Source organism: Acrocarpospora macrocephala (assembly GCF_009687865.1).
Classification (GTDB): Bacteria; Actinomycetota; Actinomycetes; order Streptosporangiales; family Streptosporangiaceae; genus Acrocarpospora; species Acrocarpospora macrocephala.
Genome location: NZ_BLAE01000048.1, coordinates 1 through 25,652, shown reverse-complemented (window position 1 = coordinate 25,652; position 25,652 = coordinate 1). Strand labels below are relative to the sequence as shown.

Below are 25,652 nucleotides of genomic sequence, written 5' to 3'. Positions count from 1 at the left end.
AGATATCAGAGAGAGCCGGCGTCCTTGGCGGTGTAGACGGTGGGATAGATCGGCCGGAAGCCGAGCTCACGGCGGATCTTGGAGGTGTCGGCGATGCCCTCCCAGGGGTCGTCGAGGGTACGGCTCGCCGCGTCCTCGGCGATCGGCTCGCCGTTGAGGTGGAGCAGTTCCAGGGCGGTGACGGGCGCGTCGTCGGCGACGTTGAATATCTGGCCGTCGATCCCGTTCGCCTGGATCGCCCGTATCAGCGCTTGGCTGACGTCGGCGTGGTGGACCAGGTGCAGGCGCTGGTGCAGCGGCCAGTCGCGAGCCCACAGCAGCGATTCGGCCAGATGCGGATCGCCGTCGCCGTAGACGAACGCCAGCCTGGCTATGCGCAGCGGCAACCCCTCGGCCTGGTGAAGCCGCAGCAGGGCACCCTCGGCTGCCGCCTTGCTCGCCGGATAGGCCCGGGCGGGCGGCGCGAGCTCATCGGCCTCCACCGCCGGGCGGCCCCGGCCGGGACCGTAGACCAGAGTGGTGCTGGCGTAGACGAACCGGGTGACGCCGGCGCGAATGGCGGCCTCGGCCAGCTCAACCGTGGCGGTGTGGTTGATCGCGACCGCCTCCTCGTCGGGGACGCCGCGGAAGGCCGCGCCAAGGTGAACGACCGCGTCCACGTCCTTGACGGCGGCGTCCAGCGTGCCGGTGTCACGCAGATCGCCGATCACAACCTGCGCGCCGAGACGGGCGAGGGACTCGGCCCGGTCCGGGTCGCGGACCAGGACGCGGACGGGCTTGGCCTGCCGCAGCAGGCGAGGGACGAACCGGCTCCCGACTCGACCGGTCGCACCGGTCACCAGGATGGTCATAGCGAGACTCCAGACGCTCGATGTCGTCTCGACACTAGCAGAAGCTTTGATCCATCCAACCTTTTGATGCATCAAATATTCCGACGCCTGCGACGGACGTACCATGGCCCTCATGGAAGACCGCGACCCTGAGCAGGACGAACAACTCAAGTCCGAAATCTGGAAGTCGCTGTACGAGTTCTTCCTCGACGAGCACGAACGCCACCTCGAATCCGTCGCCGAGTTCGGCGTGAGCCCCGGAGATCTCAAAGCCCTCATGCGCCTGGATCCAGGCCGCCGCGAACCCATGCGCGCCCTGGCCGACATGTGGCGATGCGACGCCTCCACCGTCACCTGGATCGTCGACCGGCTGGAAAAACAGGGCCTGGTCGAACGCCAAGCCCACGAGACCGACAGACGCGTCAAGGTCGTCGTCCTCAGCCAACGCGGCAGGCAACTCCGAACCCAGGTATTCGACCGCTTCTACCAGCCGCCCGCCGCCCTGTCGGACCTGTCACACGCCGACCTGAAAACCCTCCACCGGCTGTCCATCCAGCTACGTCCCCGCTGAGCTATTCGCCGGGGCGGGTGAGGCCGGTGTCGTACGCGAAGACGACGGCCTGGACGCGGTCGCGGAGGCCGAGCTTGGTGAGGATGCGGCTGACGTAGGTTTTGACGGTGCCTTCGGACAGGTAGAGGCTGGCGGCGATTTCGGCGTTGGACAGGCCGCGGGCGAGTTTGACGAGCACCTCGCGTTCGCGTTCGGTGAGGGCGGTGAGCAGGTGCGTACGGGCGCGGTCGGGTTCGGGGGTGCTGTCCAGGAAACGTTCGATGAGGCGGCGGGTGGCGCTGGGGGCCACGACGGCGTCGCCCGCGTGGACGGCGTGGATGGCGGAGACGAGGTCGGCGGCGCGCGCGTCCTTGAGCAGGAAGCCGCTGGCGCCCGCGCGTAGCCCGGCGTACACGTATTCGTCGAGGTCGAAGGTGGTGAGCACCAGCACCTTCGGCGCGCCGGGCGCGGCGCGGATGCGGCGGGTGGCGGCGATGCCGTCGAGCTGGGGCATCCGGACGTCCATGAGGACGACGTCGGGGCGCAGCGCGCCGGCCTGGGCGAGGGCCTCCTGACCGTCGGCGGCCTCGCCGACGATGTCGAACCCGCCGGCGTTGTCGAGGATGGTACGCAACCCGGTGCGAACCAGGGGCTGGTCATCGGCGATGAGCACCCGCACGGTCATCGTGTCACCTCCAGGGGGACCCGGGCGTGGACCTGGAATCCGCCGCCGGGCCGGTCGCCCAGGGTCAGCGTGCCGCCGAGCAGCGCGACGCGTTCGCGCATGCCGCGCAACCCGCCGCCGCCCCTCTCGTCGAGCGGGCCACCGGCGCCGCGCCCGGTGTCGGCCACCGTCAGCTCCACGAAATCCGCCTCCCGGCGCACGTCGACGTCGACACCGGCGAGCGGGCCCGCGTGTTTGAGCACGTTGGTGAGGGACTCCTGGACGATCCGGTAGACCGACAGGCCGATCCCGGTGGGCAGTGTCGCGATGTCCCCGGTCACGCGGGAGTGGACGGGGAGGCCCGCCGCTCGTACCCGCTCGATGAGCGCGGGCAGGTCGGCCGGGCCCGGCAGCGGCGCGAGATCGGCCGCCTCGGGCCGGTCCAGGCCGAGCAGGTGGCGCATCTCGGCGAGGGAATCCCGTCCGGTGTCCTCGATGGCCTCCAGCGCGGCCCGGGCGATGTCGGGCCGCCGGTCCAGCGCGCCCGCGGCGGCCTGGGCCTGGATCACGATGATGGACAGGCCGTGCGCGACCGCGTCATGCAACTCTCGGGCGATCCGGGCGCGCTCGGCGGTCGTGGCGATGGCGGCCTGCTGGTCGCGTTCCCGTTCCAGCTCGCGGGCCCGGCGGGCGCTCTCCTCCCTGCGCGCCCGGCTGCGGTCGCCGAACAGCCAGGCGAAGGCGACCACCGCCGGCGGGGTGAAGGCGCCGCCGCCCCAGCCGACCGCGTCCATCTGGTCCACCCACAGGATCGGCACGAACGCCAGCGCCACGGTGATCGCGCACGCGGCGTAGGAGATCCAGCGCGGTACGGACCCGGCGGCCAGGGTGAACAGCGCGATCGCGGCGGCGGCGTCCAGCGGCAGCAGGGGCATGATCAGCGAGGTGACATGGACCAGCGCCATCGCCGCGGCCCCCGCCAGCGCGACGATCGGCAGCCGCCCGCGTACCAGCATCGCGGCCATCCCGAACGAGGTGGCGGCCCACCAGCGGGCCAGCTCGCTCTGCCACACGGCGGCCCCGCCGAACTTGAGGATCGAGGCCTGGTCTGTCGAGAAGTACGACCAGCTGTCGGGCCGGCGAACGTAGACGGCCGTCGCGGTCGCGAGCACCGCGACGACACCAGCGTCCACCGCGATGCGCCGAAGGTCCATGACCCTGCAGCGTACGGCCCGGCCGCGCTGACGGCTGCCCCCCAGCGATGTACCCGGCTGTTGACCCGAGGCTGACGACCGCGACGGGCCGCGACGTCGAGAGTGGCGTCATCACACCCCCGAATCCCCGAAGGAGCGTGGCCCCGTGCCCAGAACGGTGTCCAGAAAACGCCTGCTGTGCGCCGCCGCCCTCACGGCGGCTGTGACGGCCGGCTGCGGCGCCGCCCCCGCCACCCCGGCCGACGCCCCCAGCTCGACGGCGGTCGCCGGCGCGGCGGCGGTGTGGCGCGAGTTCGTCTCCTGTGCCCGCGAGAACGGCCAGGCCGGCATGCCCGACGCGGTCGTGGACGAGCAGGGCAGGGCCGCCTTCCCCGTCGCGGAGGGTTTCAACGAGAAGGAGGCGTACCAGGCGGTCCGCGAGCCGTGCGGGGCGATCCTGGACCGGCTCCCGGCGCGGGCCAACCCGCTGGCGGCGCAGTCGGTGTCTCCGGAGCAGATGGAGGTCCTGCAGCGGTACGTGCAGTGCATGCGCGATAACGGCATGCCCGACATGCCCGATCCAGGACCCAACGGGGAGATCGTGGACCCGCCCCGGTACGCCGATCCGCCGCTGCGGGACACCCGCAACGCCGCGCGCAACGTCTGCGACCGGATCCTCCTGGAGGATTTCCAGTGAGCGCGGTCTCGCGTCGCGCGGCCGTGGTCGCGGGAGCCGCGGCACTGGTGGCAGGCGGACTCGGGGGCTGGCGGTGGCTCACCCGGCCCGATACCCCGAGCTCCCCACCGCCCACGAGCGGCCTCACCACAGCGGCGATCACACGCGCCGATCTGAGCGCTCGCGAGCAGGTGCCGGGCACGATGGGCTACCTCGGCGACTGGACCATCGAACATCCCGGCCCGCCGGGCGTCCTCACCGGCCTTCCGACGCCTGCGGCGATGATCCGTCGCGGGCAACGCCTGTACGAGGTGGACGGCCGCCCGGTCTACCTCCTCTACGGCGCCCGTCCGCCATGGCGCGGATTCGAGTCCGGAATGTCACCCGGCCCCGACGTTCGGCAACTGGAGAACAACCTGGCCCGCCTCGGATACGACGGGCCAAGCGTGGACGGCTATTTCACCTCGGCCACCGCCGCCGCGATCCGGCGCTGGCAGAGACGCCTGGGCCGCGCCCGGACCGGGCGGCTGGCACTGGGCAGCGTGGTGTTCTCCCCCGGTGTCGTACGGGTGGCGGAGGTGCTCACCCAGGTCGGCCAGCGCATCGACACCGGACCGGTATTGCGAGCATCAACGACCCGCCGGGTGGTGACCGTCGATCTGCCCACCTCCCGGCAGGGCCAGGTCAGCCGCGGAGCGCAGGTAGAGGTGACCTTGCCCGGCGGGCGGCGAACCCCGGGCACGGTGACCGAAGTGGGCCGGGTCGCCGTCTCCACCGGCGGCGAAGGCGCACCGGCCACCATCGCCGTAGCCATCACCCTCGACGCCGACGACCTGGACCAACTGGACCAAGCGCCCGTGCAGGTCGCCATCACCACCGCGCGGCGCCGGGGCGTCCTGGCCGTGCCGGTCACCGCGCTGCGAGCCGCTCCGGCCGCCGGAGCGTACGAGATAGCCGTCGTGGAGGGCAACGTGTCCCGATCCGTACCGGTCAGGCCGGGTTTGTTCGACGAGCGCGCCAGCCTGATCGAGATCCGCGGCGACGGCCTCGCCGAGGGAATGCGGGTGGAGGTGCCGCGGCGATGACCCCGCCCGTGCTCGAACTCCACGGCGTACGCAAACAGTATCCGGGCACCCCGCCGGTCGAATCGCTCGCCGGTGTCGACCTGAGCGTGCGCAGCGGAGAGATGGTGGCGATCATCGGCCCTTCCGGCTCGGGCAAGTCCACCTTGCTCAACCTGATGGCCGCCCTCGACCGGCCCACCTCCGGCGTCATCCGCATCGCAGGTGACGACGTGGCCACCATGCCGGACCGTTCGCTCGCCGCCGTCCGGGCGCACCGGCTGGGGGTCGTGTTCCAGCAGTTCCACCTCATCGGCGCGCTCACCGTGCTGGACAACGTGGCCACCGGCCTGCTCTACCGCGGTGTTCCGGCCGCCCGCCGCCGCGAGCTCGCCGCCGCGGCGCTGGCGCGCGTCGGCCTGGCCCACCGGACGCGCCACCGCTGTGACCGGCTCTCCGGCGGCGAACGCCAGCGCGTCGCCATCGCCCGCGCGGTCGTCGGCGACGCCGCCGTGGTCCTGGCCGACGAGCCCACCGGCAACCTCGACCAGGCCACCGGCGCCGGCATCCTGGCCCTGCTCACCGAGCTCAACCGCGCCGGCACCACCCTGATCGTCGTCACCCATGACCCGGCCGTCGCCGCCGTCACCCACCGGCGGATCGAACTGCGCGACGGACGCGTCATCGCCGACACCCAGGGAGGCCCTCGATGATCGGCTCAACGCTGCGGGCCGCCGACCTGCTGCCCCTGGGCACCATCGGGCTGCGCACCCGCCCGGTCCGGGCGGCGCTCTCCGCCATCGGCATCGCGATCGGCATCGCCTCGCTCGTCAGCGTGCTCGGCGTCACCGCCTCCTCGCAGGCCGACCTGCTGGCCCAGATCGACCGGCTGGGCACCAACCTGCTCACGGTCGCCGACGGGCAGAACATCGGCGGCGGCGAGGTGCCGCTCCCCGAAACCGCGCCGACGATGATCGACCGGATCGATGGGGTCACCGCGGTCGCGCCCACCGCGGAGCTGCCCGCCGTGCACGCCTACCGCACCGACCTCATTCCCGTGGTGCGCACGGCAAGCCTGTCGGTGCGCGCCGCCGACGCCAGCCTGCTGCCCACCCTGGACGCCACCCTCGCCGACGGCGCATTCCTCAGCAGCGCCACCGCCGAGTTCCCGGTGGCGGTGCTCGGCGCCGAAGCGGCCGCCCGGCTGGGCCGTACCGACCGGATCTGGGTCTCCGGCCACTGGTTCGCCGTCGCCGGAACCCTGCGGCCATTACCCCTCGCGCCGGAGATCGACCGATCCGTGCTCATCGGCTTCCCGGTCGCCAACCGGCTGTACGGCCTCGACGGGCCTTCCCGCATCTACCTTCGCGCCGACACCGGCCAGGTCGAAGCCGTCGCCGCCAAACTGGCCCGCACCGCGAATCCCAGCAATCCGGTCGCCGTACAAGCCAGCCGGCCCTCCGAAGCCCTCACCGCCCGGCTGGCCGTGGCCCAGTCCGGCACCGGCCTGTTCCTCGGACTCGGCGCCATCGCGCTCCTGGTCGGCGCCATCGGCATCGCCAACATCATGGTCATCGCCGTGCTCGAACGACACGCGGAAATCGGGCTGCGCCGCGCCCTCGGCGCCCGCCGCCGCCACATCGCCGCCCAGTTCCTCACCGAATCGATCCTGCTCGGCGCCCTCGGCGGCACCACCGGACTCGCCCTCGGCGCGGCCGTCACCACCGCGATCGCCTACACCCGCGACCTGACCCCGACCGTCCCGCCGCTCGCCCTCTGGACCGGCCTGGCCGCGGCCATCACCATCGGCGCCCTCGCCGGCCTCTACCCGGCCACCCGCGCCGCCCGCCTCGCCCCCACCGACGCGCTCCGATCCACCTGACATGCGTTCGCCGAATCAGCGGTGCCGGCGGAAGGTGTCGGCGACGGACTTGTCGATGGTCGTCAGCTGGGTGTGGATCTGGTCGGTGGTACAACCGCCCGGCATGGTTCGCTCTCGCGCCGCGTCGCAGTTTCCCGCACATCTAGCGGTAATCTGTGCCGCCTCAGAGTTGCCTCTTCAGCGTCGCTTCGATCGCTGGCCCGAGAAAAGCGAGGGTCAGTTCCGCTCTTCGAGCTAGCCATTGCTCAGAGACCGGAGCGGCGTCCCCATACCGGCGTCGCCTTATGTCCTCCACGACCTCTGACGGTGCACCTAATTGATCGAGAACATCCAAGGCTTCTCGCTTAGTGATCAACTTGCCCGTGCGCAACGTCACTGTTGCCCGGGCAAGTGTTAGCAGGCCAAGGTCAACCCAGATGTCACGAAGCCACCACTCCGGATGGTCGAGCGATGGACGCCAGAAGGTCTCAAGATCTTCCACCACAAAGTCCATGAGCTGCTCATCGGTCACCGGCGGCAGGATCGCTCCCGGCTCTTCGCCGTACAGGACCAAGCCGAACTCATGAAGCTCACGCCGGGTCACCGACGTAAGGGGTTTGCGCATCAGCTCCTCATGCGCCCAGCGGAGATGTACAGCCGCAAGGTCAGCGACTTCAGCCTGGACGAGGTAGGAGCAGTGCAGTTCGGATCCGAGGGTGGTCGACTCGCTCAACTGCCTGTGCATTTCCTCCAACCGCCGCTCATCTTCGGAGGAGCAGGCTTGTCCGAGAATCGCGACGAGATCGAGATCGCTAAGGCCCGCCTGGTAGTCCCCACCCGCGAGCGACCCATGCGCCCACACGGAGACGACAGGCACAACCAAATGCACCGCGTGCACAAAACGGCCGAGGAGCTGATCTGTGGCTTCATCAGTCATACGGTCAGTCTCTGCCACACGAATGCAGAAGGCGAGGGCATGCCTAGCCCGCACTGATCTTCCCTGACGTCACCTCGAACAATGGTCAATACCCAAGGATCTGCCGTGCTGGTCTAACGGAACGGGCCCAGTTGACCCGGTGAGCGCGCTGGCGATGTCCCATCACCGCGATGGTCGCAGCACGACGCTGAGCCGCCACATCTAGGTCTGTAATGTTGGTCCTGTCGGGCCGCAGAGCAAGCCCGACGCCGATACGCAGCACGCCTGAGGGCAGCGGCTCGACGAAGAACCGCCATCCCGACAGTGTGACCTCGTTGTGCATCTACTGCTGAGTGCGGGTTTGTAGTCGCTGGCAGATTTCAACTCAAGGCGAGCGCCTTTACAAAGTAGAGTACGGCGTGAGTTTCCTTGGCACCACGATCACGTCCACCGCTCGACTGCCCAGTGAAACATCCTCTTCTTCGGCGGCGATTCAACGACATGCTGACTCTGCGGACGAGCGGCCTGGCGGCCGCGTGAGCGAGCGCGATCGTCTCCTCGCGGAGGTCGAGGGCTGGCTCGGCCGGGTGGCCGCCGAGGGTGACATGGCCCTGGCGCTCCACCCCGACGCGCTCGCCGCCGGCGGCGCGTTGGCCGACGCGATGGGCGGGAACGACCCGGACGCGTGGCTCGTGCTCGGGTGGCTGCACTGGTACCGCTTCCAGGCCCTTCCCCCGGAAGAGGGTCAGGACGACTTCACGCTCGCGATCGACATGTTCGCCGAGTGCTTCGTCGCGGCGGCGGGTCAGATCCAGCTTCCGGAGATCGTGTTGCCGCTGCTCGCGCGCAGAGCCGCGGGGCCGGCCGCCGAGCTGCTCGAACGGGCGATGCACTCGGCGGACGCCCGGTTCCTGTCGGCGGTCGTGATGTTGTGGGAGCGCATCGTGGAGACGGCCGCGCCCGACGACTCCGGCCGTACCTACTGGCTCGCCAATCTCAGCGGCGCCCTCGCGACCCGCGCGAGCCTCACCCGCTCTGTCCAGGACCTCGACCGGGCGATAGCCGTCCTGGAAGAGGCCATCGCCCTGACGCCGCCCGAGCACGAGGACCAGCTCGGATTCCTGAACAACATCTCCAGCATGCGGATGGCGCGGCTGAATCTCACCGAGTCCGACCCCGATTTGAACTCCGCCATCGCCACGCTCCGCGACGTCGTCGAGGCGACGCCCGCGAACGATCCCGACCGGGTCATGTACCTCTACAATCTGGGCAATTCCCTGCGCAAGCGCTTCAACAGGTTCGGCGACCTCGCCGACCTGGACGCCTCGCTCCAGGCGCTTGAGACCGCCAGATCCACGGTCGATCCCGCCGACCCGAACCGCGCGCGGTATCTCGCCGGGCTCGGCGACACCCTGCTGGCCAGGTTCGAGCGGATCGGCGACGAGGCGGACCTGGATCGGGGCATCCTGGTCGTCGAGGAAGCCGTCGCGGCCACCCCGCCCGACCACCCCGACCACACCGACCGCCTCGCCGCGCTGGCGAACGCGGCGCACCTGCGCCACACCCGCTTCGGCTCGCCCCGCGACCTCGACACCGCGCTGACCCTGTTCCAGCGGATCGTCGGGATCCTCTCCCCCGGCGACTCCGACTGGGCGCGTCACCACGCCAACCTCGGCGCCGTACACATGATCAGGTTCGAGCGGTACGGGGATCCCGACGACATGCGGCAAGGGATCGAGTCCATGCGAGTCGCCATCTCGGCCACTCCCGAGAAAGGCCAGGACCGGGCCGAATGGTCATCCAACCTGGGAGCGGCGCTGCGCGCCCGGTTCGAGCGCACCGGCGAGCTGGCGGACCTGGACGAGGCCATCCAGGTCGGCAGGGAAGCGATCGCCGCCACGGCGGAGGACTTCGGCGAGCGCGCCATCCGCATGTCCAACCTCGCCGGTTCGTACGCGGCCAGGTCCCGGCGGACGGGAGCGCCCGCCGACCTGGACCTGGCGATCGAACTCGAGCACGCCGTGCTGGAGGCCGTCCCCGACGGGCACTTCTACCTGCCCATGTTCGCGTCCAACCTCGGCTACAGCCTGTGGGAGCGATTCATCCGCTCCCGGTCGGAGGCCGATCTGGAGGCGTCCATCGCCGCCTGCAGGACCGCCGTGGCGGCCGTCCCCGCCGGCCATCCGCAGCTGCCGATGTTCCTGAACAACCTCGCGCTCCCGCTGCGCTCCAAGGCCGAGCTCACCGGTACGGCACCCGACATCGAGGCCGCCGTCGACACCTGCCGTACGGCGGTCGAGGCCACCGCACCCGAGGACCCGGGCAGATCGATGCGGCTGTCCAACCTCGCCAACGCGCTGCACCTGCGCTTCTCGCGGACCGGCGACCTCGCGGATCTGGACGCGGCGATCGAGGCCGGTCAGGACTCGCTGGACGTGCTCCCGCCGGATCACCCCAGCCGGGCCGAGCGGCTGGGCAACCTCAGCGTCTCCCTGCGCAGCCGGTTCGAACGATCCGGCGCCGCCGCCGACCTCGACGCCCTGATCACCGTCCTCGAAGAAGCCGCGTCCCTGGAGAACGCCGCCCCTTCGGTGCGCGTCAACGCCGCCAGGGTCGCCGCCCAGTTCCTGGACGACGAGCCCGCGCGGGCCGCGGATCTGCTGGAACAGGCCATCCTGCTGCTGCCGGAGATGACCCCACGCCGGATCGGCCGCGGCGACCGGCAGCGCGCCCTGACCGGCCTGTCGGGGATCGCCGGGGGTGCGGCCTCGCTCGTGCTGGCCGGGCGAGGGCCGGGCCGGGAGGCCCGAGCGCTGCGGCTGCTGGAAGCCGGGCGCGCGGTCCTGCTCAGCCAGAGCCTGGCCACCCGGGGAGACCTGTCCGAACTCGTAGACCGGCATCCCGCCCTGGCCGGCCGTTTCACCGAGTTGCGCGACCTGCTGGACGCGAGTCCCGAGGACGGGGGTCTGGTCCGGCCGCGGTTCGGCCGGCCCGACGACGCGACGGCGGACCGGCACCGGCTGGCGCAGGAGCTCGCCGGGCTACTGGAGACGATCAGGGAGCGGGACGGGTTCGCCTCGTTCGGGCTGCCGCCCACCGTCGAGGAACTCCTCGCCGAGGCGGTCCACGGCCCGGTCGTGGTGTTCAGCGTCAGCGGTCACCGCTGCGACGCGCTCCTGCTCACCCGGGATGGCATCACCACGCTGCCCCTCCCCGGCCTGACCCTCGACACCCTGGCCGAACATATCCAGATATTTCACAATGCGCTGTTCCGGACGAGCGACCCGGACGCGACGGTGGAGGAGCGCTTGGCCGCGCAGGGGACGCTACGGGAGATCCTCGGCTGGCTGTGGGACAACGCGACCGGCCCCGTTCTCGACGCCCTCGGCTTCCATGGTGCGCCCGCGGGCGACCTCTGGCCCCGCGTCTGGTGGTCCCCCGGCGGCGCGCTCGGCCTGCTGCCCCTCCACGCCTCCGGTCATCACGACGAACAAGGCCGAAGCGTCCTGGACCGGGTCGTCTCCTCTTACACCCCCACCATCGGCGCCCTGCGCCATGCCCGCCAGCGGATCAGCCGGCCGGGCGGACCCGAGCGGGCGCTGATCGTCGCCATGCCCACCACTCCCGGCCTGCGCAACCGCGGCCGCCTCCCCCACGCCGCCACCGAAGCCGCCCACGTCGCCGCCCGCATCCCCGGCTCCGTCCAGCTCACCGAACCCCACCCCCTCTTCGACACCGCCGCCCCCGGCCCGCTTCCCACCAAAGCCAACGTCCTGGCCCACCTGCCCGCCTGCGCCATCGCCCACTTCGCCTGCCACGGCGCCAGCGACCCCACCAACCCGTCCCGCAGCCTGCTGTTCCTGCACGACCACGCCGACGACCCGCTGACGATCGCCGGTCTGGCTCCGATCGACCTGGACCACGCCCGGCTGGCCTACCTCTCGGCCTGCCACACGGCCATGACCGCCGACACCGAGCTGCTCGACGAGGCCATCCACCTGACCTCGGCCTTCCAGCTGGCCGGATTCCCCCACGTCATCGGCACCCAGTGGCAGATCAACGACGCCGTGGCCGCCGAACTGGCCGACAACTTCTACGCCCACCTCACCGCGACGGGCGTACCCGATTACTCCCACGCCGCCCACTCCCTGCACCATGCGGTACGCGCCCTGCGGACGCGTTTCCCCCAGTCGCCGTCCTTGTGGGGCGCCTACCTCCACGCCGGAGCCTGAGAGGGTCAGCCGACGACGGACAGCAGCTGGAGTTTCTCGTGGCTCTCGCTGCCCGGTGTCGCGGTGTAGACCACCAGCAGCTGGGACTGGTCGGGGTCGACCAGGGTCTGGCAGTGCAGTTCGAGCAGTCCGAGTTGCGGGTGCTGGACGCGTTTGGGCGGGCAGTACGGGCCCGTGACCGGGTGCTCGCCCCAGATCCGGGCGAATTCGGGGCTCCTGGCGAGCAGGGCGTCGACGATCGCCGCCGCGCGCGAGTCCTTGCCGTCACGTGTGTACACGCGGTGCAGGTTCGCCGCGATCAGCCTGGTGTGCGCCGGGTGGTCATCCCCGGGATAGACCAGCCGCGTGGCCGGGTCGGTGAACCACCGGTAATGGAAGCTGCGGGCCAGCCCGGTGTGCGCGCCCTCGTCGCCGATCAGCGCCACCGACAGCCGGGTCTGCTTCAGCGTCTCCCCCAGGTAGGTCACGATCTGGGCGGCGGCGTCTTCGAGCCCGTCGAAGACGCGCATCATCCCGGGGTTGATGTGGTCGGTGCGCAAGGCCCGTCGCGGGGTGGCGTACCCGGCGAGGTGGAACAGGTGGTCGCGTTCCTCAAGGGAGAGGCGCAGGCCGCGGGCGAGTGAGGCGAGCATCTGCTCCGACGGATGCGGCCCGCGTACCTGTTCCAGCCTGCTGTAGTAGTCGATCGACATGTCGGACAGCACGGCGACCTCCTCGCGGCGCAGCCCGCTCGTCCGCCGCCGCCTGCCGCGCGGCAGCCCCACGTCCTCGGGTTGCAGCGCCTCCCGGCGGGTCCGCAGGAAGTCGGCGAGCCGAGCACGGTCCACGATGTCCGTCCCCTCTCACGGTAGTCATTCACAATAAATCCCCTGGCCAGGTCCATCGTCACCCCGGCGGCCCGGCCGGATCCAGGCGCTGCCGATCCCGTGATCCAGGTCACAGCGGGTCGATCCACGGATCAGGAGTACATGGATCCGGCCGTACGGGCATTGCCACGATCGGTCCCATGAGCACACCAACGCTGAACACCCACTGGATCGGCGGTGACGCCGTCGCCGGATCCACTGACACGATCGACGTGCTGAACCCGGCGACGGGCGAGATCGTCGCCCGGGTGCCGTCGGGCACCGTCGCCGACGTCGACCGGGCCATCGCCGCCGCGACGGCCGCCCTCCCCCACTGGGCCGCGACCGACATTTCCGAACGCGCCGCGATCGTCCGCCGCGTCTCCGAGGGCCTGCGCGACCGGGCCGAGGATATCGCCACCACGATCACCGCCGAGATGGGCGCGCCGATCACCCTCTCCCGCCACGCGCAGGCCGTCTTCCCGGTCGAGGTGGCCGCCTCCGTCGCGGCGCTCGCCGCCGAGTTCCCCTGGACCGAGCAGATCGGCAACTCGCTGGTCGTACGCGAGCCGATCGGCGTCGTCGGCGCCATCACGCCGTGGAACTTCCCCCTGCAGCAGATCGTCTCGAAGCTGGCGCCCGCCCTGCTGGCCGGCAACACCATGGTCCTCAAGCCGTCGGAGATCGCGCCCTTGACGGCGGGGATCCTGGCCGAGGTCGCCGCCGAGGCGGGACTGCCCGCGGGCGTGTTCAACGTCGTCCACGGGACGGGGCCGGTCGTCGGCGAGGCGATCGCGGCCCACCCCGGCGTCGACATGATGTCGTTCACCGGCTCCACCCGGGTGGGCAGGCGGATCTCGGCCGTCGCGGCGGAGACCGTCAAGCGGGTCGCGCTGGAGCTTGGCGGCAAGTCCGCCAATGTGATCCTCGATGACGCCGACCTCGCTCAGGCCGTACCACTCGGGGTGGCCATGGCCTTCACCAACGGCGGCCAGGTGTGCGGCGCCTGGCCGCGGATGCTCGTGCCCGCGTCGCGGCACGACGAGATCGTCGAACTGGCCGTGGCGGCCGCCGCCGAGTACACCGTCGGCGACCCGGCCGACGAGGCCACCCGCATCGGGCCCATGGCGTCGGAGGCGCAGCGCCGCCGGGTCGACGGCTACATCGAACGGGGCATCGCCGACGGCGCCACCCTCGCGTTCGGCGGCCCCGGCAGGCCCGACGGGCTGCCCACGGGCGCGTACGCACGGCCCACGATCTTCGCCGACGTCGCCCCGGACGCCGTGATCGCCCAGGAGGAGATCTTCGGCCCTGTCTTGACGATCATCCCGTACGCCGGCGACGACCAGGCCGTCGAGATCGCCAACAACACGACGTACGGGCTCACCGGCGGCGTGTTCGGCGGCGAGGAGCGCGCGCTCGCGATCGCCCGGCGGCTGCGCACGGGCCAGGTCGACATCAACGGCGCCCCATGGAACCCGCTCGCGCCCTTCGGCGGCTACAAGCAGTCCGGCAACGGCCGCGAATTCGGCCGCTACGGCATCGAGGAGTTCCTGGAGACCAAGTCCATCCAGCGCTGACCATATTCGGTTGCCGCGGCCGGAACGGCGCTGGAAGGATCGCCGCCATGCCCGCCTTCTCCGCACCTGATGGAACCGTCCTCGCCTATCACGTGTCCGGAGAGGGCGCGCCGGTGATCTGCCTGCCGGGCGGCATGCTGCAGGACTCCGACTACCTCGGCGAGCTCGGCGGGCTGCCGGGGTATCGGCAGTTGATCATGCTGGACCCCCGGGGCACCGGGCAGTCCGCGACACCGGAGGATCCCGCCTCCTACCGCAGCTAGCCGATCCGGAGCGGGAGCGTGCGCGGGCCGCGGACCTGACCCGAGGCCCACGTCACCGCGGCCGGGTCGGCGAGGCCGAAGTCGGGGATCCGCTCCAGCCAGACCTCCAGGGCGACCCGCAGCTCCATGCGCGCCAGGTGCGAGCCCACGCAGCGGTGGATGCCCAGGCCGAACGCGGCGTGCCGGTTGACCTCGCGGTCGATGACGACCTCGCCCGCCCGGTCGAACTGGGCGGGGTCCCGGTTGGCCGCAGGGAACGACAGCAGGATCCAGTCGTCGGCCTTCATGTCCACGCCGTTCCAGCTCATGTCCTCCTTGACCAGCCGGGCCATCGTGACCGGGGCGTACGCCCGGAGGAGTTCCTCCATCGCGGTCGGCAGCAGGCCAGGGTCGGCGACCAGGCGCTCGCGGTCGGCCGGAGTCTTCGCCAGGTGCCACAGCGAGGCGCCGATCGCGCTCCAGGTGGTGTCGATGCCGGCGATGAGCAGCAGCGCCATCGTGCCCGCCACGTGGGACGAGCTGAGCTTCTGCCCGCCGAACTCGACGTTGATCAGGTAGGTGGTGAGGTCGTCGCGCGGATTGCCGACGTGGTCGTGGATCTGCGCGAGCAGGTAGTCGAACAGGTTGTCCATCCGGCCGAGGCGTTCGTCCGGCGGGAGGTTGACGCCTTCGAGCACGCCCTCGATGAAGGCGCGGAAGCGCGGCCCGTCCTCGGGCGGGAAGCCGAGCATGTCGGCGATGACCCGCATCGGGATGTGCTGGGCGTAGTCGCGGGCGGCGTCGACGACGTCCTCCCCCTCCAGCGCGTCGATGAGGGCGTGGCAGAACGCCCTGGTCGCGGCCTCCCGCCTGGCCACCGCGTGCTTGGTGAACGCCGGGAGCAGGAGCTTGCGCGCGTGGTGGTGGAACGGCGGGTCGGAGGAGATCGGCGGCGAGCCGCCGATCGGGGCCAGCTCGGGCGGCGGCCGGAAGTTGCCCATGATGATCGCCCGGGACGAGAAGCGGTCGGTGTCGTACGCGATGGCCGCGACGTCCTCGTAGCGGGTCGGCAGCCATCCGCCGCCGAAGCGCTCGGTGTGCGCGATCGGGCAGCGCTGCCGCAGCTCGTCCTGGATGCGGTACGGGTCGGCCGCCCACTCGGACTCGGTGTGGGAGAAGTCGGTCGCCCAGTCCGAGACCGGGCCGGTGACGATCTCGTTGCGGGTGCCGATGGGCCGGTCCGCCCGCATCTCCTGGAAGTCCCGGCTGAATCGGTCGTCGACGGTCATGTCAGGCCTCCTGCAGGATCTCGATCGCGCGTTCGGGACAGTTGGACGCCGCCAGGCTGGTGGCGCGCTCCTGGCCCTCTGGCACCGTGCTGTCGCCGATGACCTGCCCGTATCCCTCGTCGTCCGCGCCGAACAGGTCGGGGGCGAGGTCGTAGCAGCGGCCGTGCCCCTGGCAACGCTCGGAGTCGATCTTCACTTTCACCGCGGTGTTCCCTTCGGTGCGGCGGGGGCGAGCGCGGTGGCGAGCCGGGTGAGCAAGGCGGTCCACTCCTCGTCGTCCACCGCGTGCAAATCAGGCGTGATCAGCGCGCTGCCCATCGCGAGCAGCAGGCAGAAGTGCGCGAGCGCGCCCGGCGACAGGGCGGGGTCGAGCTCGTCCCCGGCCTGGCCGAGGCGGACGAGCTCGGCGAGCCAGTCGGCGCGCTCGCCGACGTAGGCGCGGGTCGGCCCGGCGACGTCCGCGTCCCGGCGGGCCGCGACCAGCGCCTCCACGATGAGGAAGCGGCTGGGGTCGCGGCGGCGGGGCAGCCAGCGGCCGATGGCGAGGAGCAGATCCGTGATCGAGCGATCCGGGTCGGCGGCGAACAGGCCGGCCAGCAGCCGCCGCCCGTGCGCGCGCAGCGCGGCCACCAGCAGCTCGGCCTTGGACCCGAAATGCGCGTACAGCGCGCCGTTGCTGACCCCCGCGGCCGCGGCGATGTCGGCCACCCGGGTGCCGTCGTAGCCGCGCTCGGCGAACACCTCGGCGGCCGCGCGCAGCAGCCGCTCGCGCGTCTCGGCGGCGGTGACGCCCGCGATCCGGCCCATGGACAAATTAAAAAGCGTTCATTTGATATGTCAATGTCCGGGGAAACAGGGTCGAAACCAGGAGGCCATTCGGCGGCAACAGCGCGGTTGTTCACTTCGGTTCAACGCTGGTGACCGACAGTGGACGGAGCCCTTCGATGGCGACCTCGCTCGCAGAGCTGACCAGAGCCGATGGTGTGCGGTTCATCCTGGCCACGTTCGTCGATCTGACCGGGAAACCCTGCGCCAAGCTGGTGCCGGTGGAGGCGGTGGACGACCTGGAGGCGGACGGGGTCGGCTTCGCGGGGTACGCGGCGGGGGCGCTGGGGCAGCAGCCGTACGATCCGGACATCATGGCGATTCCGGATGTGGGGTCGTATACGCCGTTGCCGTTCCTGCGGGAGGGGCTGGCGCTGGTGCACTGCGATCCGCATGTGAACGGGGAGCCATGGCCGTACGCGCCGCGGGTGATCCTGCGGCGGTTGCTGGCGCGGATGCCGTACACCCCGTATGTCGGCGCCGAAGTCGAATATTTCCTGTTAAAGCGGGATGCTTCGGGGAACGTGGTGGTGGCGGATGAGCGGGATGGGGCCGCGCAGCCGTGTTACGACGCGCGCGGGGTCACCCGCATGTATGAGCATCTGACCACCGTCTCCAGCGCGATGAACTCCCTCGGCTGGGGTAACTACGCCAACGACCACGAGGACGCCAACGGGCAGTTCGAGCAGAACTTCCGGTTCGCCGACGCGCTCACCACCGCCGACCGCGTGATCACCCTCAGGTATGTGCTGCACATGCTGGCCGAACGCCGGGACATGATCGCCACCTTCATGCCCAAACCGTTCACCGACCGCACCGGCAGCGGCCTGCACCTGCACCTGTCCCTCTGGGACGGCGAGACCCCGCTCTTCCCCGGCGAGGACGATCCGCGCGGGCTGGGGCTCTCCAAGCTGGCGTACGCCTTCGTGGCCGGAGTGCTCGACCACGCGGCCGGGCTGCACGGGGTGATCGCGCCGACGGTCAACTCCTACAAGCGGCGCGGCGCGGCGACGACCAGTTCGGGGGCCACCTGGTCGCCCAAGCGGGCCAGTTACGGCGGGAACGACCGGACGCACCTGCTGCGGGTGCCGGAGGGTGACCGGGTGGAGCTGCGCGGGGGTGACGGGTCCGCCAATCCGTACCTGGCGATCGCGGCGGTGCTGGCGGCCGGGCTCGACGGGATCGAGCGGGATCTGGATCCGGGGGATCCCAGCGGGCCCGGGCGGTTCGCGGATTCGGCGGCCGAGTTGCCGGTGACGTTGCTGCACGCGGTGGAGGCGCTGGAGCGGGACGCGGTGGTGCGCGAGGTGCTCGGCGCGGAGGTGGCGGCGTACTACGCGGGGCGCAAGCGGGAGGAGTTCTTCTCCTGGCACAACACGGTGACCCCGTGGGAGCTCGACACCTACCTGACGGCGTTCTGATGTGCGGCATCACCGCTCTGCAGCTCCGGGACCCCGGCCTGCGGCCCCGGCTGGGCGCCCTGATGGCCGCCATGATGGCCCAGGTCGCAGAACGCGGCCCCGACTCCGCCGGAATCACGATTTATCCGGAAATAGCGGTGCTTAAGGGGGTTGGGCATCCGGCGGTGCTGGCCACCGAGTGGCGATTGCATGAAATATCCGGCACGCAGGCGGTGGCGCACACCCGGATGGCCACCGAGTCGGCGATCACCGCCGCGCACTGCCACCCGTTCGTGGTCGGCGACGGCCTCAGCCTGGTCCACAACGGCTCCTTCGCCAACCACGCCACGATCCGCCGCGAACTCCTCGCCCGGGGCGTCGCCTTCGACAGCGACAACGATTCCGAGGTGGCTGCCCGGTTCCTCGCGTACCGGCTGGACAGCGGCGACGACCTGGAGAAGGCGCTGCGCCTGCTCTGCGAGCGTTTCGACGGCTTCTACACCCTGGCCGTGCAGACGCCGGACGCCTTCGCCGTGGTCCGGGACGTCATCGCCTGCAAGCCCGCGATCATCGCCGAGACCCCCGGCTGGGTGGCGATGGCCTCGGAGTACCGCGCGCTCGCCGTGCTCCCCGGCATCGAGGCCGCCCGCGTGTACGAACCCGAGCCGGAGGAGGTCTACCTGTGGACATCGACCTGAGCACGACGACGGTCCGGACCGCGAACGCCACCCTCCGCGCCCTCCCCCCGGGTGCCACGGCCCGCCTCACCAACCCGGCCGGACGGCACAACCTGGCGGTCGGGCTGACCGAGGAGATCACCGTCGAGATCGACGGCACGGCGGGCTACTACGTCGGCGGGCTCAGCAAGAACGCCACCGTGCTGGTCCACGGCACGACCGGGTGGGGCGCCGGGGAGAACCTGATGTCCGGCCTGATCCGGGTGGACGGCGACGCCTCGCAGAGCCTGGCCGCCAGCGCGCACGGCGGCACGATCGTCGTGCGCGGCGACGCCTCGCTTCGCGCGGGCATCTCCCTGAAGGGGGCGACCGTGCTGGTCGCCGGGAACGTCGGCGACCACTGCGGCTTCATGGCCCAGGCCGGGACGATCCTGGTCGGCGGCGACGCCGGGCGCGGCCTGGGCGACTCGCTCTACGAGGCGGTCATCTACGTGGCCGGGAGGATCAAGGACCTCGGCGCCGACGCCCGGGTCGAGGAACTCGCCGAATCGGACGTCGAACTGGTCGCCCGCCTGGCCAAACAGCATGGATTCGACCACATCGACCCGGAGAACGTGACCCGGGTGGCCTCCGCCAGACAGCTCTACCACTGGGGAACTCCATGAGCAGCGAACCGGTCATCCGCCTGTGTCTCCGCCCAACCTCCCGCTGGGGAACCTAATGAGCTTCGACGAGATCCGGGAACGAGCCAGGCTCGGCCGATATCCGATCCGCGGTGGGGGCGCGCGCAGGGCCGTACCCACCTTCGACGACCTGACGTTCCTCACCGCGAGCGCGTCCCGCTACCCCCTGGAGGGCTACCGGGAACACTGCGCGACGCGGACGGTCCTGGGGGCCGCGAACGCCCGCGATCCGGTCGTGCTGGAGATCCCGATCACCATCGCCGGCATGTCGTTCGGCGCGCTGTCCGCCCCGGCCAAGGAGGCGCTCGGCCGGGCCGCGAGCGAGGTCGGCACCGCGACCACGACCGGCGACGGCGGCATGACGCCGGAGGAGCGGATGAGCTCCAAGACGCTGGTCTACCAGTGCCTGCCGTCCCGCTATGGGTTCAACCCCGACGACCTGCGGGCGGCGGACGCGATCGAGGTGGTGCTCGGCCAGGGCGCCAAACCGGGCGGCGGCGGCATGCTGATGGGCCAGAAGCTGGGCCCCCGGGTGGCCGCGATGCGCACCCTGCCGGAGGGCATCGACCAGCGCTCGGCCTGCCGCCACCCCGACTGGACCGGCCCCGACGACCTGCGCATCAAGATCGAGGAACTGCGCGAGGCGACGGACTGGCGAGTCCCGGTCTTCGTCAAGATCGGCGCCACCCGCGTCTACCACGACGTCCGCCTGGCCGCCACGGCGGGCGCGGACGTGGTCGTGGTGGACGGCATGCAGGGCGGCACCGGCGCCACCCAGGACGTCTTCATCGAGCACACCGGCATCCCCACCCTCGCCGCGGTCCGGCTGGCCGCCGACGCGCTGGCCGACTTCCCGGACGTCGCGCTGATCGTCTCCGGCGGCATCCGGAGCGGCGCCGACGTGGCCAAGGCGCTCGCCCTCGGCGCGGACGCGGTCTCCATCGGCATGGCCGCCCTGGTCGCCCTCGGCTGCAACGACACCGTGCACGACTTCGGCCCCGCCTCCTACGCCGATCTCGGCACCACGGCCGGCAACTGCGTCGCCTGCCACACCGGCGGCTGCCCGGTCGGGATCGCCACCCAGTCCCCCGGCCTGCAGGCCAGGCTCGATCCGGTACGCGGCGCCGAGCGGGTGGCCAACTACCTGCGCGCGATCACCATGGAGACCACCATGCTCGCCCGCGCCTGCGGCAAGGCCGACGTGCACCACCTGGAGCCGGAGGACCTGGTCGCGCTCACCGTCGAGGCGGCGGCGATGGCCCGGGTGCCGCTGGCCGGAACCGAATGGATCCCGGGCCGGTGAGCGCGCACGAGGTGGTCATCGTCGGCGGCGGCCTGGAGGGCATGTCCATCGCCGCCGCCCTGACCAGGCGCGGCGTCCGCGACGTGCTCGTGCTGGAACGCCGCACGATCGGGTCCGGCGGCACCGGCAAGTCCAGCGGCATCGTGCGCTGCCACTACGGGGTGCCGCTGCTGGCCGCGATGGCCTGGGAGGGCGTGCGCTTCTTCGAGGACACGCCCGGGCTCGGGTTCCGCCGTACCGGCTACGTGGTCGGGGTCGGCCCCGAGAACGAGGCCGCGCTGCGCGCCAACGTCGCCGCCCAGTCCATCCTCGGCGTCGAGGTGTCGCTGATCGGCCACGACGCCGTGCACGCCATGTGGCCGGGGCTGGAAACCAAGGACTTCGCCGCCTTCGCGTACGAGCCGCGCGGCGGTCACGGCGACGCGTACCGGACCTGCCAGCACTTCGCCGAAGCCGCCAGGCGCGGCGGCGCCCGCATCCTGCAGCACACCCCGGTGGCCGCCCTGGTCACCGGCGGCGACCGGGTCATCGGGGTGCGGCTGGCCGACGGCCGCCGGGTCGGCGCCGGCACCGTGGTCGTCGCGGCCGGCGCCTGGTCCACCGCGCTGGTCTCCCCCGCCGGGGTGGACCTGCCGGTCCGCGCCATCCGCGAGCCCATCGTGATCGCCGACCCCGGCCGGGCTCTCGGGGATGTGCCGGTCTTCTCCGACCTGGTCAGCCTGCAATATGTACGCACCGAGCCCGACGGCCGCCTCCTGATCGGCAACAGCGACCTGACCGACCCGGAACCGGCCGACCCCGACCGCTACCTCAACCGGGCCGACGGCCCCCACCTGGAACGGGCGGCCAGCCGCTTCGGCAGCCGCTTCCCCGGCCTGCCGGACGTGTCGTTCGTCACCTCGTACGCGGGCTGCTACGACGTCACCCCCGATTTCAACCCGATCATCGGCCCGGCCGGACCGGACGGCCTCTTCGTCGCGGCCGGGTTCAGCGGCCACGGATTCAAGATCTCCCCCGCCGTCGGCCGGATGGCCGCCGAGATGATCACCGGTGCCGCGCTGCCCGACTTCCGGCTCAGCCGCTTCGCCGAGGGACGCCCGCTGACCAGCGCGCATCCGTACGCGGGCGCGGGTGAGATGCGGTGAGCGGCACGCTGGAGGAGATCATCGCCCAGCGCACCAAGGAGTACCGCCAGGCCGCCGGCCTCTCCGCGACCGTCCTCGCCCGCCGGACCGGCCTCTCCAAAGCCATGCTCTCCAAGATCGAGAACGCCCAGACCTCGTGCAGCCTGACCACCCTGGCCCGCCTGGCCGAGGGCCTGGAGATCCCGGTCACCGCCCTGTTCCGTGGCGTCGACGTGGAAAGCGAGGCGGTCTTCACCCCCGCCGGCCACGGCGCCGAGATCGTCCGCCGCGGCACCCGGATCGGCCACCGCTACCAGCTACTCGGCGCCCTGCGCGGCGTCCACCGCCGCCTGGAACCCGTCCTGGTCACCCTCACCGAGTCCAGCGAGGTCTTCCCCCTCTTCCAGCACCCCGGCACCGAATGCCTCTACATGCTGGAAGGCGTAATGGTCTACGGCCACGGAAGCTCCAGCTACACCCTCACTCCAGGCGACTGCCTCCAGTTCGACGGCGCCGGCCCTCACGGCCCCCAACGCCTGATCGAACTACCGATCCGCTTCCTGTCGGTCACCGCCTGGCCCGGCTGACTTTCGGCCTGGGCTAAACGCGGCCTGTGGTCTCCGCCGCTGGAGTGGGGCCGACCTGGTTGGCGGTGGCGCCCTCGCCCACGACGAGCGGGCCTCGACGCCCGACTGCCCACACGGTGAGCGCGACGCAGCTGAGCGCCACGCCCGCGAGCGCGACGGCCGTCCACCCACCGGCGGACCAGAGGACGGCCGCGGCGGCGGAGCCGATGGCACCGCCGATGAAGTTGCAGGTGACGTAGGCGGTGTTGAGCCTGCTGCGAGCATCGCCCGAGACGGCGAAGACCCGGGTCTGGCTGAGGATGCCGTGCGCCTGCAGGGCGGCGTCGAGGACGACGACCACGACGAGAACGAGGACGACGGAGCGACCGGCGAACGCCGCGACGACGAAGGCGATAAGGGTGAGCACCCATGTCGCGCCGGTGGCCGGAAGCGACCAGCCTCGGTCGTGCAGGCGCCCGGCGCGTTGAGCGGCGAGGGCGCCGGCGAGCCCGGCCAGCCCGAACAGCCCGATCACGGACACCGGATAGTGGAACGGCGGCCCGCTGAGCAGAAACGTCAGCGCCGTCCAGAACATGGTGAAGGCGGCGAACCCGGTGGCGGCGAGAACCAGCGTCCATCGCACGCTCCGTTCCCGCAGGACGACCGCCGCGACGGAGGCGATCAGCGCGGGATAGGCCACGCGTGTCTTCGGCGCCAGCGGCGGAATCGCCCGGTAGAGCAGGAACGAGAGAAGGACGGCGACGACCGCGGCGAGGACGAAGATCGTGCGCCACCCGGCAGTGTCGGCGACGAGTCCGCTGATCGTACGGGAGACCAGGATGCCGGTGAGAATGCCCGACACGACGGCCCCGACCACGCGGCCACGGTGGGCGTCATCCGCGAGATCCCCGGCCAGTGGGGTGAGGATCTGCCCGGAAACGGTCGTCACCCCCAGCACCGTGATCGCGAGAAGAAGAACGCCGAACGACGGCGCCACGGCACACAGGACGAGCGCGGCCGCGGAGCACAGCATCATGATCGGGATGAGCTTGCGCCGGTTGAGCACGTCCCCAAGCGGCACGAGCAGCAGGATCCCGGCCGCGTACCCGAGCTGGCTCGCGGTGACCAGCCAGCCCGCGATCGCGGTGGAGGCGCCCAGATCATCCGCGATGAAGCCGAGCAGCGGCTGCGCCCAGTACAGGTTGCCGACCGCGGCGCCCGCGGCCACGGCGAACAGGAAGGTCAGCCAGCGGCTCATGACCCGCGGCGGTGCCGGTGGTCGCGCTGTCACGGTGTCACCTCCACCAGCTCCCGCCGGACACCCTAACGACCAGCGGCGACACCGTCCAAACGCTGATCCGGAAGCCGGTAGCCGGTAGCCGGTAAACCATTCGGCCGGTGAGACGATCACGGCCTACCATGCGGTTGCGTGAGTGGAAGACTGCTGGGAATCGCGGGTGTCAACGCGCAGATCATCGCCGAGGGCGAGTACACGACCGACGACGGCACCGTCGTCGTCGTAGGCCCAGCGCTGGAGGCGGCGATCTCCGGCACGGTGAGCCATCCACCGGACGAACGCATCGACCCGCCCCACCCAGGGACCGGTCACCGAACGTCTTTCGAGGTGACCGCCGAAAGCAGCCTTCAAGCCGCACGACGGCTCCACATCGCCGGGGCCGAACAAATCGCCGTCTTGAACTTCGCCTCGGCCCGCAACCCCGGAGGCGGCTACCTCGGCGGCGCCAAGGCTCAAGAAGAGGATCTCTGCCGCAACGCCCTGTTGTATCCCTGCCTGCTCCAGGCCCCCGACTACTACGCCGCCCACCGGGCCTCCCCTGACCTGCTCTACAGCCACCGCGTCATCTGGTCTCCCGACGTCCCGGTGCACCGCGACGACAACGGCCGATTGCTGCCCGATCCGTATCGCGTCTCATTTCTGACCTCTCCCGCTCCCAACGCAGGAGAGGCGCTGCGCCGTGACCCGAACGCGCGGAATGCGATCCAGCGCGCGCTCTACCAGCGCGCGGAACGCGTACTGGCCGTGGCCGCCCACCACGGCGCGCGCCAGCTCGTCCTCGGCGCCTGGGGCTGCGGGGTGTTCCGCAACGACCCCCACCAGGTCGCCGACGCATTCCACACCCATCTCGCTGAGGGCGGCACATTCTCAACCGCGTTCGAACGGGTGGTGTTCGCGGTCTGGGACCGTTCACCCGACTCCGCCAACCGAGCCGCCTTCGCCGAACGTTTCGCGCGGAGTTCGAGTTCGAGATAGGGCGCCTCCATGACTCGCTTTCGAACCCACCCACACCCCTAAATCGCCTGCTCACAACGCTAAGCAGCCAACCCGTAGGTCAGAAGCTGCCCGCCGATCAGCACCCCGCGCAGACCATCATCGCCCAGTCCGGTGTCGACGATCCGGCCCAGGTACGCCTCCAGGCCAGAGAAACCGCAAGCTCTCACCTGCCGAAGTAATTGAGCTGGTCGATGCCTACAACGCTGGAACACCCCAGAAGAAGCTCGCCAAGCGCTTCGGCCTCCACGAGCAGACCGTCCACACTCATCTCATCAGGCAAGGCGTTGCCCAACGTCAAGTGCACACTGCCCTCACCCGGCCCTCACCCAGGGCCGAAAGAACTCTCGCCTAGTGAGACCGAGGGCGATGAGCGGGTTGCGGAAGTCGTCGCGTGCCCAGCGGGTACCGTCGGCGATGTCGGTGAAGTTCAGCAGGCGTGGCGTGCCGATCACGTAGCCACGCATGGCAGGCCAGGATCGACTCTTCACGCGCTGTCTCAGGATCGGAGAACTCCCTCAACCCCCTGGGTTCCCGGCCTGGGTGGGTGGCGCTCTCGTGCCGGTCCGGTTCAGCACCGGAACCGTCCGGCGAAGCGGCTTCTCTTACCGTGGTAGAGGAGGGTCCAGGTGCCGTCGTGGTTGCGGCGGGTGCGGTAGCGGTCGGGGTGGGTTGCTTTGTCGCGGTTGTGCCAGGTGCACGCGGGGGCGAGAAGGTCCAGGTCGGTGGTGCCGCCGTCGGCCCAGCCTTGGACGTGGTCGATTTCGGCCATGTCGGCCGGGATGGGGCAGCCTTCGCGGTAGCAGGTGGCGTAGCGGGCCAGGACGGCCCGCCGCTGTGCGGGT

The 25,652-nt window shown here is 71.0% G+C and carries 27 protein-coding genes; 15 read left to right on the top strand and 12 right to left on the bottom strand.

What is annotated here, in order from left to right; translation table 11 throughout:
* Positions 1-5: 5 nt before the first annotated feature.
* Positions 6-851: an NAD-dependent epimerase/dehydratase family protein gene (locus Amac_RS35725; RefSeq protein WP_155358840.1), complete on the bottom strand. Its 846-nt coding sequence runs from the start codon at positions 849-851 to the stop codon at positions 6-8.
* Positions 852-963: 112 nt separating this feature from the next.
* Between Amac_RS35725 and Amac_RS35720 the strand changes: the two genes are divergently transcribed.
* Positions 964-1,401 carry a MarR family winged helix-turn-helix transcriptional regulator gene (locus Amac_RS35720; protein ID WP_170322821.1) on the top strand — a complete coding sequence of 146 codons (438 nt, stop codon included), beginning with the start codon at positions 964-966 and terminating at the stop codon, positions 1,399-1,401.
* Position 1,402: 1 nt separating this feature from the next.
* On the opposite strand, the gene Amac_RS35715 is transcribed toward Amac_RS35720, so the two are convergent.
* Together Amac_RS35715 and Amac_RS35710 are read right to left on the bottom strand one after the other, a co-directional pair.
* Entirely contained in the window at positions 1,403-2,065 is a 663-nt protein-coding gene (locus Amac_RS35715) for a response regulator (protein WP_155358838.1), read from the bottom strand.
* A complete protein-coding gene (locus Amac_RS35710) occupies positions 2,062-3,258 on the bottom strand; it encodes a sensor histidine kinase (RefSeq protein WP_155358837.1) in 1,197 nt (398 codons plus the stop codon). The genes Amac_RS35715 and Amac_RS35710 overlap by 4 nt, the downstream gene beginning before the upstream one ends.
* Before the next feature lie 145 nt (positions 3,259-3,403).
* Here Amac_RS35710 and Amac_RS35705 point away from each other — a divergent pair, with 145 nt between their 5' ends.
* From Amac_RS35705 to Amac_RS35690, 4 genes are read left to right on the top strand one after another with little or no spacing between them, the layout of a single operon-like run.
* Complete coding sequence (locus Amac_RS35705; protein ID WP_155358836.1) at positions 3,404-3,934, top strand: hypothetical protein; 531 nt, start codon at positions 3,404-3,406, stop codon at positions 3,932-3,934.
* Positions 3,931-4,998 carry a peptidoglycan-binding domain-containing protein gene (locus Amac_RS35700; RefSeq protein WP_155358835.1) on the top strand — a complete coding sequence of 356 codons (1,068 nt, stop codon included), beginning with the start codon at positions 3,931-3,933 and terminating at the stop codon, positions 4,996-4,998. Before Amac_RS35705 ends, Amac_RS35700 begins: the two co-directional genes overlap by 4 nt.
* Entirely contained in the window at positions 4,995-5,687 is a 693-nt protein-coding gene (locus tag Amac_RS35695; RefSeq protein WP_155358834.1) for an ABC transporter ATP-binding protein, read from the top strand. The genes Amac_RS35700 and Amac_RS35695 overlap by 4 nt, the downstream gene beginning before the upstream one ends.
* Positions 5,684-6,856: an ABC transporter permease gene (locus tag Amac_RS35690; protein WP_155358833.1), complete on the top strand. Its 1,173-nt coding sequence runs from the start codon at positions 5,684-5,686 to the stop codon at positions 6,854-6,856. The genes Amac_RS35695 and Amac_RS35690 overlap by 4 nt, the downstream gene beginning before the upstream one ends.
* 163 nt (positions 6,857-7,019) lie before the next feature.
* Here Amac_RS35690 and Amac_RS35685 read toward each other — a convergent pair whose 3' ends face one another.
* Positions 7,020-7,772: a nucleotidyltransferase gene (locus Amac_RS35685; RefSeq protein ID WP_155358832.1), complete on the bottom strand. Its 753-nt coding sequence runs from the start codon at positions 7,770-7,772 to the stop codon at positions 7,020-7,022.
* 515 nt (positions 7,773-8,287) lie between these two features.
* On the opposite strand from Amac_RS35685, the gene Amac_RS35680 reads away from it, so the two are divergent.
* Entirely contained in the window at positions 8,288-11,983 is a 3,696-nt protein-coding gene (locus Amac_RS35680) for a CHAT domain-containing tetratricopeptide repeat protein (RefSeq protein ID WP_155358831.1), read from the top strand.
* Positions 11,984-11,988: 5 nt separating this feature from the next.
* On the opposite strand, the gene Amac_RS35675 is transcribed toward Amac_RS35680, so the two are convergent.
* A complete protein-coding gene (locus tag Amac_RS35675) occupies positions 11,989-12,810 on the bottom strand; it encodes a helix-turn-helix transcriptional regulator (RefSeq protein WP_170322820.1) in 822 nt (273 codons plus the stop codon).
* 179 nt (positions 12,811-12,989) lie between these two features.
* Here Amac_RS35675 and Amac_RS35670 point away from each other — a divergent pair, with 179 nt between their 5' ends.
* Both Amac_RS35670 and Amac_RS35665 read left to right on the top strand, forming a co-directional pair.
* The gene (locus tag Amac_RS35670; RefSeq protein ID WP_155358829.1) at positions 12,990-14,408 is read left to right on the top strand and encodes an aldehyde dehydrogenase family protein; all 1,419 of its coding nucleotides are present in this window, start codon (positions 12,990-12,992) and stop codon (positions 14,406-14,408) included.
* A 47-nt stretch (positions 14,409-14,455) separates the two neighbouring features.
* Complete coding sequence (locus Amac_RS35665) at positions 14,456-14,671, top strand: alpha/beta fold hydrolase (RefSeq protein ID WP_218041483.1); 216 nt, start codon at positions 14,456-14,458, stop codon at positions 14,669-14,671.
* Here Amac_RS35665 and Amac_RS35660 read toward each other — a convergent pair.
* From Amac_RS35660 to Amac_RS35650, 3 genes are read right to left on the bottom strand one after another with little or no spacing between them, the layout of a single operon-like run.
* The gene (locus tag Amac_RS35660) at positions 14,668-15,939 is read right to left on the bottom strand and encodes a cytochrome P450 (protein ID WP_155358828.1); all 1,272 of its coding nucleotides are present in this window, start codon (positions 15,937-15,939) and stop codon (positions 14,668-14,670) included. The genes Amac_RS35665 and Amac_RS35660 overlap by 4 nt on opposite strands.
* A gap of 1 nt (position 15,940) precedes the next feature.
* A complete protein-coding gene (locus Amac_RS35655; protein WP_155358827.1) occupies positions 15,941-16,141 on the bottom strand; it encodes a ferredoxin in 201 nt (66 codons plus the stop codon).
* Positions 16,138-16,746 (bottom strand): TetR family transcriptional regulator, encoded by a 609-nt coding sequence (locus Amac_RS35650; protein ID WP_155358826.1) that lies wholly within the window; start codon positions 16,744-16,746, stop codon positions 16,138-16,140. Before Amac_RS35650 ends, Amac_RS35655 begins: the two co-directional genes overlap by 4 nt.
* 137 nt (positions 16,747-16,883) lie before the next feature.
* Here Amac_RS35650 and glnT point away from each other — a divergent pair, with 137 nt between their 5' ends.
* The 6 genes from glnT to Amac_RS35620 are packed head-to-tail and all read left to right on the top strand — an operon-like array spanning position 16,884 to position 22,538.
* On the top strand, positions 16,884-18,185 hold the full coding sequence (glnT, locus tag Amac_RS35645; RefSeq protein WP_155358825.1) for a type III glutamate--ammonia ligase: 1,302 nt from the start codon (positions 16,884-16,886) through the stop codon (positions 18,183-18,185).
* A complete protein-coding gene (locus tag Amac_RS35640; RefSeq protein ID WP_218041482.1) occupies positions 18,152-18,862 on the top strand; it encodes a class II glutamine amidotransferase domain-containing protein in 711 nt (236 codons plus the stop codon). The genes glnT and Amac_RS35640 overlap by 34 nt, the downstream gene beginning before the upstream one ends.
* Positions 18,847-19,506 (top strand): GltB/FmdC/FwdC-like GXGXG domain-containing protein, encoded by a 660-nt coding sequence (locus tag Amac_RS35635; protein ID WP_155358824.1) that lies wholly within the window; start codon positions 18,847-18,849, stop codon positions 19,504-19,506. Before Amac_RS35640 ends, Amac_RS35635 begins: the two co-directional genes overlap by 16 nt.
* Before the next feature lie 55 nt (positions 19,507-19,561).
* Entirely contained in the window at positions 19,562-20,827 is a 1,266-nt protein-coding gene (locus Amac_RS35630) for an FMN-binding glutamate synthase family protein (RefSeq protein ID WP_155358823.1), read from the top strand.
* Positions 20,824-21,972 carry an NAD(P)/FAD-dependent oxidoreductase gene (locus Amac_RS35625; protein WP_218041481.1) on the top strand — a complete coding sequence of 383 codons (1,149 nt, stop codon included), beginning with the start codon at positions 20,824-20,826 and terminating at the stop codon, positions 21,970-21,972. The genes Amac_RS35630 and Amac_RS35625 overlap by 4 nt, the downstream gene beginning before the upstream one ends.
* Complete coding sequence (locus Amac_RS35620; protein ID WP_155358821.1) at positions 21,969-22,538, top strand: helix-turn-helix domain-containing protein; 570 nt, start codon at positions 21,969-21,971, stop codon at positions 22,536-22,538. Before Amac_RS35625 ends, Amac_RS35620 begins: the two co-directional genes overlap by 4 nt.
* A gap of 13 nt (positions 22,539-22,551) precedes the next feature.
* Here the strand turns inward: Amac_RS35620 and Amac_RS35615 are convergent, their stop codons facing one another.
* Positions 22,552-23,808: an MFS transporter gene (locus Amac_RS35615; RefSeq protein ID WP_218041480.1), complete on the bottom strand. Its 1,257-nt coding sequence runs from the start codon at positions 23,806-23,808 to the stop codon at positions 22,552-22,554.
* A gap of 138 nt (positions 23,809-23,946) precedes the next feature.
* Between Amac_RS35615 and Amac_RS35610 the strand changes: the two genes are divergently transcribed.
* Positions 23,947-24,789, top strand: coding sequence for a TIGR02452 family protein (locus tag Amac_RS35610; RefSeq protein WP_155358820.1), 843 nt, complete (start codon positions 23,947-23,949; stop codon positions 24,787-24,789).
* Positions 24,790-24,848: 59 nt separating this feature from the next.
* Here the strand turns inward: Amac_RS35610 and Amac_RS57485 are convergent, their stop codons facing one another.
* The 3 genes from Amac_RS57485 to Amac_RS53960 all read right to left on the bottom strand — a co-directional run.
* The gene (locus Amac_RS57485) at positions 24,849-24,977 is read right to left on the bottom strand and encodes a hypothetical protein (protein WP_281356382.1); all 129 of its coding nucleotides are present in this window, start codon (positions 24,975-24,977) and stop codon (positions 24,849-24,851) included.
* A 144-nt stretch (positions 24,978-25,121) separates the two neighbouring features.
* Entirely contained in the window at positions 25,122-25,274 is a 153-nt protein-coding gene (locus Amac_RS35605) for a hypothetical protein (protein WP_155358819.1), read from the bottom strand.
* A 104-nt stretch (positions 25,275-25,378) separates the two neighbouring features.
* The coding region (locus Amac_RS53960) for an HNH endonuclease signature motif containing protein (protein WP_170322819.1) at positions 25,379-25,652 on the bottom strand (274 nt) is incomplete at its 5' end.